Below are 13,101 nucleotides of genomic sequence, written 5' to 3' on the forward strand. Positions count from 1 at the left end.
TGTATGCCCGCGACACCTGGCAGCTGGTGCACGCCGGAGCCGCCGGCGGCCACCACAACGTACACGCTGAAGTCGCCACTCATCCGCAAGTGTTCACCACCTTGACTGCACCAGGCTACGGGGCCGTGCACAACGCCACCGGCACACCCTGCCACACCAAGGCCAACAGGTCGTCTACTCACTGCCGACACGGAAAACCCCTGCGCTGTAACACAATCCACGTCGCCGATGATCCGGTGGCGGGGCAACCCTTGTGTGCGGCCTGCTATGACTATCTCGGGCATGTGCTGTTCGCATGGCAGCTGCCCGAACTGTGGCGGCGCTTCACCGTCACGCTACGACGCGCCATCATCACACCTGAAAGCCATTGGACTGACTACGGATTCGGTGCGGGTCAGTTTCGTCAAGGTGGTGGAACTGCAAGCCCGCGCCATCCCGCACATTCACGCACTGATCCGCCTCGACCCACCCGGAGATTGGCCTACCACGGCATCGGGTGACCGCATCAGTCACGGCCCCGCCGCCCCTCGGGGTGGTGGGGAGCCCCGTCACATCACCGACCAGCAACCTGGTTGGTCGTCACCGATCACCGCCGCCGAGCTGGCCGCCTTGATCCAACACGCTGCCGGTCGCGTCAGCATCGACGTGCCCGCCGACGACGACGATTACCCAACCAGGGCGGGATGCGCACGGTGCGGTTCGGCACCCAAATCGACACCCAAGCACTGATACCCGAAACCGACACGACCGCAACCGATTCCGTGGCAACGGGAGCCGCAACCGCCGGATCGTCGCGGCTTTCACCGCGCTGGGTCGCTGCATATTTGGCGAAATACGTCACCAAATCGTTGCACGACTTCGGCATCAGCGCCCGACGCCTATCCGCCGAGGCGATTGGCGAGCTGGCCGTCAGCGACCATGTGCGGGCCATCCTGGACACCATCGCCGAGCTGGCCGAACACGGCAGCGCCGCGGTGGCGGGGATTGGACGCTGGCTACACACCCTCGGGTATCGCGGGCACATCATCACCAAATCGCGCCACTACTCCACCACCATGAGTGCTTTGCGTACCGCCCGCGCCACCTGGACCCGCCAACAGCTGACGAAAGACGCAGCGCAACGAAACGAAACCCCACCCGACGGCGCGGTGACTGGCCCCGACCAGCGGCCTTACGCCCCACTCGACCCCGATGCCGTGTGTTGGGAGTTCGATCACGCCGGACACACCAACGCCGGCGACCGAGTGCTGGTCGTCTCCGCAGCCCTGCGCCACATCGCCGCCCGCATCACTGCCATCACCGAAACCCGCTCCCGCACCGGCAACCGGTGGCCGGCACCACCAGGGGGCGGTGATGGCTGAGGCCACGCCCGATGCCGACACCACCGACACGGGGAACAACGGCGATCAGCCGGTGCCGTTGCATGAGCGGCCCGAGTTCATCGCCTGGCTGACCGCCTCATGTGAACGCCAGAACCTGCCAGTCACCGTGACCGACCCGGCCGTCATCGCCCGCATCGCCACCCTGCTCGGGATCGATCACCGGCCGTCGCCGGCGGGTTACACCCGCCAGACGGGTCGTACTCGGTCGATGTCCAGGCGGCGCGCACCCGGTGTGCCCGGGGCGATGACGGCGTGATCGAGCACCGCTTTGATGATCGCCTGCTGGCGGCCCAGGTCCAGGTCAGCCCACCCGCTGCGCAGTATCGCGCCGGTGCCGGCCAGCTCGTAGACCGCGGTGGTGTCGGTGGCGGCGGCGATATCGCGGCGGGCCGCGGTGATGCGGTCGGTGATCGGATCACGCGCAGCGATCCACTCCCGGGCGGTAATGGCGCCATCGGCATACAACCCCGCCAGCTCATCCAGACGTTCCTGATCCGCATCGAGCTGAGCCGCCAAAGCGGCGACATCGGCATCAGCGGTGGCTTTGCCCGCCAGCACCTCGGCCAGCCGCGGTGAATCCAGCCGTGCCAGCACCGCTTCGGTCAGCAGTTCCTCGACCGGGGCGGCGACCACCGTCAACCGGCCACACCCACCATGATCCGGCCCCTTCAAACACACATACCGGCGTGTCCGATTGCCGGGATTGCTATGTCGGGCTTGGGAATACAGTCGGTTGTCGCAGCGCCCGCAGCGCAACATCCCCGACAACAGATACGTGCGTGCGCTGCGGGATTTGGTCACCGAGCGTGCCGCCATGCGGGCCAGCACCCGATCACGCTCTGCTGGAGTGATGATCGCTGGCCACACCGCCGCACCGATCACCTCCCCGCGGTGCTCCCGCAACCCGGCGATACGGCCCGAGGACAACACCTGGCGCACCACCGAAGTCTGCCACGACCTCGCCACGCTCGGGGCGATCTGCGATTCGTTGAGCCAGATGGTCAACGACCGCAAGGATTGGCCCGCCAGATACCGGTGCACCATCTGGCGGACCACTGCGGCCTCCGATTCGCGCACGGTGACCTTGTCCGGTTCATACCCGAACGGGCGCGCTGAACCATGCGGCAACCCAGCCTGCGCGTTCTGCAACATCTTCCGCCGGATGCGCGCCGACTTGCGGCCGGACTCCTTGGCAGCGAACGCGGCGAAAATGCGGGCCATGAACAACCCGTCATCATTGCCCAAATCGATGTCGGCGGTCACCGTCGCCACATCACGCACCCCCACCGACTCGCACAACGTGACGAACTCCTCCAACTCGACCGGACGCCGATGCAACCGATCCAAGTTGTAGACGATCACCGCATCACGATCACCAGACGCCAGATCAGCGAGCATCCGGGCATACTGCTGGCGGGGCTTGCCGGAAAACGCCGACACATCGTTGTCCACATACTCGGCCCCGACCGGCCACCCCCGATCAGCGGCGAGCTTGCGGCAATCCTCCACCTGCCGCGCCACCCCCAACCCCGTGCCCTCCGCATCCGAGGAAATCCGGGCATAAATCGCCGCCGAGCACACCCCAACACGCTGACCAGCAGATTTCCGTAGAGACATGAGGGTAGTTTAACAACGTATGACCTTGTCCAGTTCGGTGGCGCCGCTGTCTTCCCAATGGCGTCGGTGGTGGGCGTGTAGGCCGCGGGTGGCCCCGCACCCGGGTACTGCGCAGGTTTGGTCGCGGTGCTCCAGGGCGCGGTGCAGCCGGCGGTTGATCACGCGGGTCGCCCGCCCGGCGCCGAGGAGCTGGCCGTCGCGTTCGAACCAGGCTTCGCAGGTGGCATCGCAGCTGAGGTAGCGGCGCTCGGCGTCAGACAGCAGCGGACCCAGATGCAGTGCGGCGATGCGGTCCTTGACATCGACGTGCACCAGCACCGTGGTGTGCTGGCCGTGGGGGCGGCGGGTCGCCTCGGTGTCCCAGCCGGTCTCGACCAGCCGCAGGAACGCCTCGACGGTGCTCGGCAATGGCGGCCGCTGCTCTGAGGCGCCCGCGGCGGTGTCGTGGTCGTGTTTTCACTCGGCGATCAGCGCCTCACGATGAGAGGCCAGCGCGGCGTCGAACTTCGCCGCGTCGTCATGGGCAAGTCTGATCCCTTCCCGCATGCCCGCCACACACCGGTGGAACTCCTCGAGCCGGCCCGCCACCGTGGTGATCGTGTGGGCGTTGGTCGACGACGAGCCGAGCTTCCAGGCCAGCAACGCCGCCACCGACCGCGCACCCGTCATTCCGCACAGCTCGTCGCGATCCATCTCCGCGGCGATCTCCACGATGCGCCCATCAATCGCATTGCGCTGACCGGCCAACTCCGACAACTCCGCAAACAACACCTCAAGGTGCTCCGTCGGCAGCATGGGCGCACAGCCCAACGACGCGGCCGAAGACATAACCCCATCATCGCAGCCGGGTCTGACATTGATGATGAAACAGCGTTACCGCGCAGGTCGTGACCCTGAGTCTGGCCGCCGCCCTACTGGGCTGTCCTTCACTTGATCTGCCCGGCCCGCGTGGTGCGCGTCTTGAGCACGCCGGACTTGACCTAATCAGGAGCCCGGCCGTTCCTCATCAACGGCTTGTCTGCCCGCCCTGGCCGGTGTGAACCCCCACCTCAACGCTCGTCAGAAGGGACACCACCATCTTGGCGGAATCAGTGCTCATCGTCGCCGGCACGCACACCCACGCCGACACCCTCCACGTCGCCGCCATCACCATGACCGGCGCCGCGGTCGAAGACCGGGAGTTCCCCGACCGTCGCGCACCGCCGATCTCGACGCACGCCGGTGCCTACCCCCAGTTCCACACCGACATATCGCCGGGCGGGTATTGGTTGCACACCTCGGTGGACTTGGCGACAACGCCCTTGTTGTTGAAGAAGATCTTCATGTGGTTGCGCCAGCCCCACCACAGGGGATCGATGGAATCGTAGAAGTGCTCGGAGTAATCCCGGCGGTCCGCCGGTGACAACGAGAAGAACCAGTGCACCTTGTCCTGGGTAGCCTGCTGGTATTGAGCATGGTTGTTGTAGTCGATCATGTACCGCTCGTAGTACACCGGGCTGGTGTCCCTGGTGGCCGCGAGTATTTGTTCGGCATCGCAGGTGGTGGCGATTATCCGGCGAGGAATCGGAAAGTCTTCCGTGGAATCGGCCGTAGCGGTGCTCGGAACAGCCACTGCGGCGACACCCAACGCGAGGAAAACAACGCCTGCGCGCAGGCGAGAACTCAGCGGAGACATAGTTGTTACGGTAACACTTTTCGGCTCCCGGCATAGCGTCGACCGTCACCTTCGGTCATATTCCTAGCCCAGCTCACTATGCAGTGTCATCAGGGATGATGACGTGGTTCGGGTCGGGCTGCAGCTCCGGAGGGGCTTGACTGTAGTCGCCGAACGGGCCGTCGCGGCGCTCGACCGCTGCCCGCACCCCCTGGGTTTGGGCGGTCGTGATGAAGTCCAACGCCTCGGGGGTGTTGCGCATCAGGCCATCGAGAATGCCGCCCAACGTCTGGGTGGACGCCAGTCCCATGTTTTCGTAGGCCTGGTTGACGATCAGCTTCTGGGCCTGCAATTGCGACAACGGGATTCGTGCCAGCTCGGTGGCGATCTCGGCGACTCGCGCCTCGAGCCGTTCGAAGGGCACCGCCTCGTTGATCAGCTCGACCTTGGCGGCCTGGACACCGGTCAACGGCCGGCCGGTCAGCGCATGCCACTTGACCTTGGCCAGGCTCAGGCGGTACAGCCACATCCCGCTCAAATAAGCCCCCCACATGCGGCTGTAGGGTGTCCCGATCACGGCGTCCTCGCTGGCGATCACGATGTCGGCGCACAACGCATAGTCGCTGGCGCCGCCCACGCACCAGCCGTGTACCTGCGCGATCACCGGCTTCGACGCCCGCCAGATGGCCATGAACTTGTGCGTCGGACCGGTCTCACGGGCGCTGACCATGGCGAAATCCTTACCCGGATCCCACTTGCCGCCGGTCATCATGGCCTCACCCCAGTGCTGGAAACCGCCGCCGAAGTCGTAACCACCGGAGAAGGCGCGTCCGGCGCCGCGCAGCACGATGACCTTGATGTCTCGGTCGCGCTCGGCCAGCCCGACAGCTGCCTCGATCTCGTCGGGCATGGGCGGGACTATCGTGTTGAGGTGTTCCGGGCGATTCAACGTGATGGTGGCGACTGGGCCGGCTGCCGAGTAGAGCAGCGTTTCGAAGTCCGGTATCGACCGGGGACTAGGTGAGGGACTAGACGGGGGACTAGGCCGGGAAGTAGGCATAGCCGAAGCGAAGCCGCTGGGGGACTTCAGTGTCAAGGGTGCGCCATTGCGAGGCGCACGGGACGTCTTGTGTTTCTTGCGCTTCCGTGCCATGCCCGGATCGCCGTTTGAGCAGTCACGGATCAGCAGGGCGACGGCCAGGGCGGCTGACGCTGCCCATACGTATTTCTCGTGGCGCTGGAAATCCGCGTAGATCGCCCCGATAGTAGTCACCGACCAACACCCGTAGGGCGACCCACGCGGCGCCCCCGAGGGTGTTGAACGCCGAAAACGCCACCACCCCAGGTGGGCCGCCCCGGCAACGATCCCGTTGGCCTGGCGCAGCCCGTCGATGAACCGCGCACCGACCACCACGACGGCGCCGCGTCCGGAGAAGAAACGCTCGGCCGCGGCCCGAAGATGCCTGGTGCTAGACGTCCGCTCCTGACCCGCTGACAGGGTTACCGGCTCTCGCCCAGCATCCGGTGCAGGAAGGAGTAACTCAACGCCGACTTGAACGCCAGCTGCTCGTTGTCGGCCGCGCCGGCGTGCCCGCCCTCGATGTTCTCGTAGTACCAGACTTGATGGCCGGCGGCCTCCAGGGCGGCCGTCATCTTGCGGGCGTGGCCCGGGTGGACGCGGTCGTCGCGGGTGGAGGTGGTAATGAGCACCGGCGGGTACTTCCGGTCCGCCGAAATATTCTGGTACGGCGAATATTCGGAGATGAATTTCCAGTCGTCGGGATTGTCGGGGTCGCCGTATTCGGCCATCCAGGAGGCTCCCGCCAGCAACAGGTGATAGCGCTTCATGTCCAGCAGTGGCACATCGCAGACCAGCGCGCCGAACCTCTCCGGGTACTTGGTGAGCATGATGCCCATCAGCAGCCCGCCGTTGCTGCCGCCCCGGGCACCGAGCTGCTCGACCGTGGTGAGCTCCCGTCTCACCAAATCCGTTGCAACTGAGGCGAAGTCCTCGGCAACCTTGTGCCGGTCAGCGCGCATCGCCTGGGTGTGCCAGCCAGGTCCGTACTCGCCGCCGCCGCGGATATTGGCCAGCACGTAGGTGCCGCCGCGGGCCAGCCACAACCGGCCCAGCACGCCGTCGTATGCGGGCGTTCTGGACGTCTCGAAGCCGCCGTAGCCGCTCAGCAGCGTGGGACCGGGTCCGTCGGCGGCCACGGGCCGCACCACGAAATACGGAATGGCCGTCCCGTCGTCGGACTCGGTGAAATACTGCGCCACCGTGAGGTTTTCGGCATCGAAGAAGGCGGGCGCGGACTTGATCGGGGCGAGTTGTCCGTCGTCGGTGCCGCGCAGCAGTCGCGACGGCGTGTCGAATCCGCTGGAATCGAGGAAAAACTCGTCGCCGTGGTTGTCGGCGGTGACGACGACGGTGTGGGTCGCCGCGGGGATGCCCGCCAACCCTTGTCGCTGCCAGCTGCCTGGGGTGGCGATTTCGACGCGGCTGGCGACGTCGGCGAGGGTCACGATCAGCAGCCGGTCGCGGGTCCACAGGTACTGATGCAGGGCGGTATGCGGGTCGGGTTCGAATACCACACGCAATTGCGCTGTGCCGGCAAGGAATTCGTCGTAGTCCGCGGCCAGCAGCGCGCCCGCGGGGTAGGTGGTGGCGGCTACCGTCCAGTCGGTGCGCAGTTCGATCAGCAGCCATTCGCGGTGCACGGACACGCTGGCGTCGGTGGGCGCATCGATGCGGATCAGCTCTGCGCCGCGCAGCTCGTAGACCTCGTCGTTCCAGAAGTCGAGTGCCCGCGCAATCATGGTGCGCTCGAAGCCGGGGGTGCGATCCACCGATGCCATGACGCGGACGTCGGCACGGGCGCCCTCGAACACCGTCTCCGCCTCGGCTAGCGGGGTGCCCCGGCGCCATCTCTTGACGACGCGAGGGTAGCCGGATTCGGTGAGGGAATCAGCGCCGAAGTCGGTGCCCACCAGCACGGTATCCGGGTCTTGCCAGGAGATCTGGGACTTGGCTTCCGGAAGCTCGAATCCGCCGTCGACGAATTGGCGTGTCCGCATGTCAAATTCACGCACCACGGATGCGTCCGAGCCGCCGGGCGACAGACCGATCAGCGCGCGAGTGTGGTCGGGTTCGATGACGCCGGCGCCGGCCCACACCCATTTCTGGTCGTCCGCTCGTCCGAGTTCGTCGACATCGATCAGCACGTCCCATTCCGGGTTGTCGGCGCGGTAGCTGTCCAGCGTGGTGCGCCGCCACAGCCCGCGCGGGTTGGCGGCGTCGCGCCAGAAGTTGTAGAGGTAGTCGCCGCGGCGCACCACGTAGGGGATCCGGGTATCGGTGTCGAGCACCTCGAGCGCCTCGGCCCGCATCCGTTCGAAATCGCCGCCACAGAACCGGGTCAGCGTCGGCTCGTTGCGTGCGCGCACCCAGTCCAGTGCGTTCTCGCCGGTGACGTCTTCAAGCCACAGGTGCGGGTCGTCGGGCGCCTCAGATGTCATGGAAGCCATTCTTGCCCCGGCGGTAGTGTGAGCTGTATTACATGATCTAGCGAGGAGCCGAAAAGATGACCGTCTTTGCACGTCCGGGTTCCGCCGGTGCGCTGATGTCGTATGAATCCCGGTACGAGAACTTCATCGGCGGCGAATGGGTCGCACCCGCCCAGCGCCGCTACTTCGAAAACTTGACGCCGGTGACCGGCCAGCCGTTCTGTGAGATACCGCGGTCCGACGAGGCCGACGTCGACAAGGCGCTCGACGCCGCGCACGCCGCGGCGCCGGGGTGGGGCAAGACCGCGCCCGCCGCGCGGGCGGCGATCCTGAACAAGATTGCCGACCGCATCGACGAACACCGGGCCGCGCTGGCGGTGGCCGAAGTGTGGGACAACGGCAAACCGGTCAGGGAGGCGCTGGCTGCCGACATTCCGCTGGCCGCAGACCATTTCCGGTATTTCGCCGCGGCGATCCGCGCCCAGGAGGGCACGCTTTCCCAGATCGACGAGAACACTGTCGCCTACCACTTCCACGAGCCGCTGGGAGTGGTCGGCCAGATCATTCCGTGGAACTTCCCCGTCCTGATGGGCGCCTGGAAATTGGCGCCGGCGCTGGCCGCCGGCAACACCGTGGTGCTCAAGCCGGCCGAGCAGACCCCGGCATCAATCCTGTACCTGATGTCGCTGATCGCTGACCTGCTGCCGCCGGGGGTGGTCAACGTGGTCAACGGATTCGGCTTCGAGGCCGGTAAACCGTTGGCGTCCAGCAACCGGATCGCCAAGGTGGCCTTCACCGGCGAGACCACGACCGGTCGGCTGATCATGCAATATGCCTCGCAGAACCTGATTCCGGTCACCCTGGAACTCGGCGGCAAGAGCCCCAACATCTTCTTCTCCGACGTGATGGCGGCCAACGACGATTTCCAGGACAAGGCGCTGGAGGGTTTCACGATGTTCGCCCTCAACCAGGGCGAGGTGTGTACCTGCCCGTCGCGCAGCCTGATCCAGGCCGACATCTACGACGAGTTCCTGGAACTGGCGGCGATCCGGACCAAGGCGGTTCGGCAAGGTGACCCGCTGAACACCGAGACGATGCTGGGCTCTCAGGCCTCCAACGACCAGCTCGAGAAGATCTTGTCCTACATCGAAATCGGCAAGGAGGAGGGCGCCAAGCTCATCACCGGCGGTGAGCGTGCCGACCTCGGTGGTGACTTGGCCGGCGGGTTCTACCTGCAGCCCACCATCTTCGCCGGCAACAACGCGATGCGGATCTTCCAGGAGGAGATCTTCGGGCCGGTGGTGGCGGTCGCGTCGTTCACCGACTACGACGACGCGATCGGCATCGCCAACGACACCCTCTACGGTCTGGGAGCTGGTGTGTGGAGCCGCGACGGCAATACCGCCTACCGGGCCGGGCGCGACATCAAAGCCGGGCGGGTGTGGGTCAACTGCTACCACGTCTATCCACCGCACGCGGCGTTCGGCGGCTACAAGCTGTCCGGCTTCGGCCGCGAGTGCCACAAGATGGCGCTCGAGCACTACCAGCAGACCAAGAACCTGATGGTGTCCTATTCCGACAAGGCGCTGGGATTGTTCTGATGCTCGGGCTGTCATGAACCCGCCCAGCCGTGCGGTCATCACCGCGCCGGCCGCCGAGTTGTTGGCCCGGCTGCACGAGCAGCACGGTCCGCTGATGTTTCACCAGTCCGGCGGCTGCTGCGACGGGTCCTCGCCGATGTGCTACCCGCAAGGGGACTTCCTCGTCGGTGACCGCGACGTCCTGCTCGGGGTGCTCGATGTGACGGAACCGGGCGTGCCGGTATGGATCTCGGGTCCGCAGTACCAGGCTCAATATCGAGAGCAGCACACCCAACTGGTTATCGACGTGGTACCGGGCCGCGGCAGCGGGTTCAGCCTGGAAGCCCCCGAGGGCGTGCGCTTCCTCAGTCGCGGCCGGGTTTTCAGCGACGAAGAGAAGGCCCAGGTCGAAGCTGTTCCAGTGATCACCGGCCTGGCGTACGCACGGGGTGAGCGGCCGCCGGTACGTGGCGAGGTTGTCGCCGACAACGCGCCGGGAGCGTGCCGGGCCACCGGGGCGTGACCGCAGTAAGGTCGTACAACGTGATTCCCCTTCCACGTGCGCGGCTACTGACGAGCGCCATGCTGGTTGGCAACGCGGTCGGCTTGCTGGCCGGAGTGGCGGGAACAGTCCTGGTTCATACGCCGCTGCGGCCGGACATCGTCATTGCGCTGGTGGTCGCGATTCCCAGCGTGCTCGGGCTGGCGATCATTCTGTTTTCCGGGCGCCGTTGGGTAACGACGCTGGGCGCCTTCATCCTCGCGCTGGCGCCGGGCTGGTTCGGTGTGCTGGTGGCGATCGAGGTGGCAACCGGTGGCTGACAAAGAGGCTGACCAGGATCACGTTTCGGACCCTGGGACGGCACCGTTCGTGCCCGATTTCGACACCGGCTCGCAGCCCTTACCCCTGTTGGCCGCCCACGCGGAGAAGGCTGACTCGGCGACGCAGCCCAAGGAGGAACCTGAAAGCCCGTCCTCGGCCCCGCCTGTCGCGGAAGCGCCCGCCGATGCGTCGACGGGCGAGCCGGCTGCCGCACCGGTGCAGGTGCCCGGCCGCTACCAGTACCTGAAGTGGTGGAAGTTGCTGCTGGTCATCCTCGGCGTGTGGTTTGGCGCGGCCGAAATCGGGCTGAGTCTGTTCTATTGGTGGTATCACACGCTGGACAAGACGGCGGCCGTCTTTGTCGTCCTGGTTTATGTGGTCGCGTGCACCGTGGGCGGCTTGATTCTGTCGATGGTGCAGGGCCGGCCCATGATCGCGGCAATGTCAATCGGGGTGATGTCGGGGCCGTTTGCCTCGGTCGCCGCGGCGGCACCGCTGTACGGCTATTACTACTGCGAGCGGGTGGGCCACTGTCTGGTCGGCGTCATTCCGTATTAAAGCGTGTCGAACAACTCTGACGAATGTCTGCACCGCCCTTCCCGGGGCGTCGTCGGTTCAGGCCGCCGGGGCGGTGTGAACGTCGGTTTCCGTGTATTCGGGCTGGTTTCATCAACGTGAGGGTGTCCCGTTGGCGGACATTGGTGGCCGGCCGCTCCCCCGCAAGCGGGCGGTACCCCCAGTTTGGGGGTCCGAGGTTCGGCGGGGCTCGTGAGGGGTGTGGCTGGATCAGATGGGGCGCCGCGTGTGTGCCTGTCGGCGGTATGCCCACATCCGTAGGTGGACACCCGATCTGCCAGTGTCATCGCAGTGTCGACTACCCGCGCATTCGGGGCATAGGAGGGTCGAGGGATACCATGTCAGCCGCGGCCCGCTCTCGAGCTGCACCATCCCCGCCGCGCCGGCTGTGAAGATCACATCCGGGGTCCGCCAACGACCCCGGCCCGCCAACCTACCACTGCACTGATTCGACCAAGAACAGATCTGGCGCGCGCCGGTGATCTGACCGCCCCGCAACCGAAAAATCGGCCGGCCAGCCCCCGCCTTCCGTCGTCATCAAAGTTCAATTATTGTTGTTTGAAATATTGTCATAGTTTAACGCCTCAAGCGCTGCAACGCTCATAGCTTCGTAATCAGGCACGTCGGGGTAGGGTTCGGCAAACTGAATTCGCGTTGGCGGTGGCTCGGCGTTCGCGCCATAGTCGGGGCCGCTATTGCCAAGGGCGTTATTGTTGGAAAAATTATCGTATGGACTGGCCCAGCCGGCGACAATTTCGTCGCCCAGGTAATTATTTGAATTGCTTTCTCGTCTCATCCCTACCTCGCCCAACTCAGAACTTTCAGTCTCGTCTGACTCAAAGTCTTCGGCCTGAGGCATAGTCGAGTGCAAAGTATCTAGGTGATCATCAATGTGGTCGTAGGAAAGTCCAATAAGGCTATCATGAGTAGTGTCAAAGGCGATGATGGTTTCTAATTGCGATTCAAGCTGTTCCCGGAAGCTACTGGCGAACTCGCGGTCCACCCAGCCAACGTCGGGTATGTAATAAGGAGTCTGTGCGGTTCTTGTCGATGATACATTCGCTGGGGTAAATTCAGTTCTGAAATCGTCCTCTGCCTCTGCTGTGTTGATTTCCGCGTAAATCCTTGTGACCGTCACGAGGGGATTAGTATGCTCCGATGATTCGCTCGACGATTCTTCGCGATCATCGCGATAGGCCAGAACATTTACCGGCAAGGGCTCGAGGATACGGATGCGTGCGATATTGGTATTGCTGGTGTCGTTGTTCGTCGGCGTTTCGTCGATGCCGGTGGAATCGTTGTTGGAAGTGGTAGTCGTGTCGGTAGGGTCGGTGGCCGAATTTCCAGTGTCGTCTGTTGTGCAGATATCGAGTTTGAATACCTCGTGGGCGCTCAACGTGATGGCGAGTCGGCCTGCGCTGAGCTGAGCACTCATCGCCGATGGGGATGTCGGGACAGCCAGGTTGGCACTGGCAGCGCTGGTCAGCGCGAGTGCTCCCAGCGCGACCCCTGCCGCGCGGGCGCGTTGTCGCGGCGACCTGTCTGGGCCGGGTTTGCGGTGACTCGCTGCACGGTTGGGGTCATCAGCCGTGGCATCGCTGTGAGAACTGGACGCTTCGGGCTCAGCTGGCATGTGTCACCACCGTGGAATCGAAACTGCGCCGGCGGCATTGGCGGCCGGCAGTCGAGCGCTCAGCGCGTTTGCGGCGGCAGGCGCGCCCGCACGTCGTAAGGGTCGAGCCGCAACGTAGCCGCCACAACCCCTTTCACCTGCTCTCACACCGTGAAGCAGACTACGTCGGCCAGCCGCAGCGGTATACGGGTGTATTAGACAACATATATCTGCATCAGACATAGTTGCATATGTCACCTGTGTAGCCGGGCAGTCGACGACGCGGCCCGGCCGGTGGCCGAACTCGCCGGCCCACGGTGTGTCCTGGCCTGGCCGTGTATCGGGGCGTT

The 13,101-nt window shown here is 65.0% G+C and carries 10 protein-coding genes and 2 pseudogenes; 6 read left to right on the forward strand and 6 right to left on the reverse strand.

Annotated features, from left to right (window positions below; translation table 11 throughout):
• Together BST40_RS32875 and BST40_RS14325 are read left to right on the forward strand one after the other, a co-directional pair.
• Positions 1–1,361: pseudogene (locus tag BST40_RS32875) on the forward strand (replication initiator); the annotation flags it as partial.
• Positions 1,354–1,638: a hypothetical protein gene (locus BST40_RS14325; RefSeq protein ID WP_082275520.1), complete on the forward strand. Its 285-nt coding sequence runs from the start codon at positions 1,354–1,356 to the stop codon at positions 1,636–1,638. The pseudogene BST40_RS32875 and the gene BST40_RS14325, both read left to right, overlap by 8 nt.
• On the opposite strand, the gene BST40_RS14330 is transcribed toward BST40_RS14325, so the two are convergent.
• From BST40_RS14330 to BST40_RS14350, 5 genes and pseudogenes are all read right to left on the reverse strand, one after another.
• On the reverse strand, positions 1,560–2,999 hold the full coding sequence (locus BST40_RS14330; RefSeq protein ID WP_083154552.1) for a recombinase family protein: 1,440 nt from the start codon (positions 2,997–2,999) through the stop codon (positions 1,560–1,562). The genes BST40_RS14325 and BST40_RS14330 overlap by 79 nt on opposite strands.
• Before the next feature lie 18 nt (positions 3,000–3,017).
• A pseudogene (locus BST40_RS14335) lies at positions 3,018–3,827 on the reverse strand (HNH endonuclease signature motif containing protein); the annotation flags it as partial.
• Positions 3,828–4,224: 397 nt separating this feature from the next.
• Positions 4,225–4,674 (reverse strand): DUF5078 domain-containing protein, encoded by a 450-nt coding sequence (locus BST40_RS14340; protein ID WP_083154553.1) that lies wholly within the window; start codon positions 4,672–4,674, stop codon positions 4,225–4,227.
• Positions 4,675–4,750: 76 nt separating this feature from the next.
• Positions 4,751–5,713 carry a crotonase/enoyl-CoA hydratase family protein gene (locus tag BST40_RS14345; protein WP_075548165.1) on the reverse strand — a complete coding sequence of 321 codons (963 nt, stop codon included), beginning with the start codon at positions 5,711–5,713 and terminating at the stop codon, positions 4,751–4,753.
• A gap of 440 nt (positions 5,714–6,153) precedes the next feature.
• A complete protein-coding gene (locus BST40_RS14350; RefSeq protein WP_083154555.1) occupies positions 6,154–8,172 on the reverse strand; it encodes a prolyl oligopeptidase family serine peptidase in 2,019 nt (672 codons plus the stop codon).
• Positions 8,173–8,237: 65 nt separating this feature from the next.
• On the opposite strand from BST40_RS14350, the gene exaC reads away from it, so the two are divergent.
• From exaC to BST40_RS14370, 4 genes are read left to right on the forward strand one after another with little or no spacing between them, the layout of a single operon-like run.
• The gene (exaC, locus tag BST40_RS14355; protein ID WP_083154557.1) at positions 8,238–9,761 is read left to right on the forward strand and encodes an acetaldehyde dehydrogenase ExaC; all 1,524 of its coding nucleotides are present in this window, start codon (positions 8,238–8,240) and stop codon (positions 9,759–9,761) included.
• Positions 9,762–9,774: 13 nt separating this feature from the next.
• Complete coding sequence (locus BST40_RS14360) at positions 9,775–10,263, forward strand: DUF779 domain-containing protein (RefSeq protein ID WP_075548152.1); 489 nt, start codon at positions 9,775–9,777, stop codon at positions 10,261–10,263.
• A 20-nt stretch (positions 10,264–10,283) separates the two neighbouring features.
• Complete coding sequence (locus BST40_RS14365) at positions 10,284–10,562, forward strand: putative holin (protein ID WP_082275522.1); 279 nt, start codon at positions 10,284–10,286, stop codon at positions 10,560–10,562.
• A complete protein-coding gene (locus tag BST40_RS14370; protein WP_089025149.1) occupies positions 10,555–11,121 on the forward strand; it encodes a hypothetical protein in 567 nt (188 codons plus the stop codon). The genes BST40_RS14365 and BST40_RS14370 overlap by 8 nt, the downstream gene beginning before the upstream one ends.
• 562 nt (positions 11,122–11,683) lie before the next feature.
• Here BST40_RS14370 and BST40_RS29460 read toward each other — a convergent pair.
• Entirely contained in the window at positions 11,684–12,772 is a 1,089-nt protein-coding gene (locus tag BST40_RS29460) for a hypothetical protein (RefSeq protein WP_141563933.1), read from the reverse strand.
• Positions 12,773–13,101: the final 329 nt, after the last annotated feature.

This window comes from Mycobacterium persicum, from assembly GCF_002086675.1.
Lineage (GTDB): Bacteria > Actinomycetota > Actinomycetes > Mycobacteriales > Mycobacteriaceae > Mycobacterium > Mycobacterium persicum.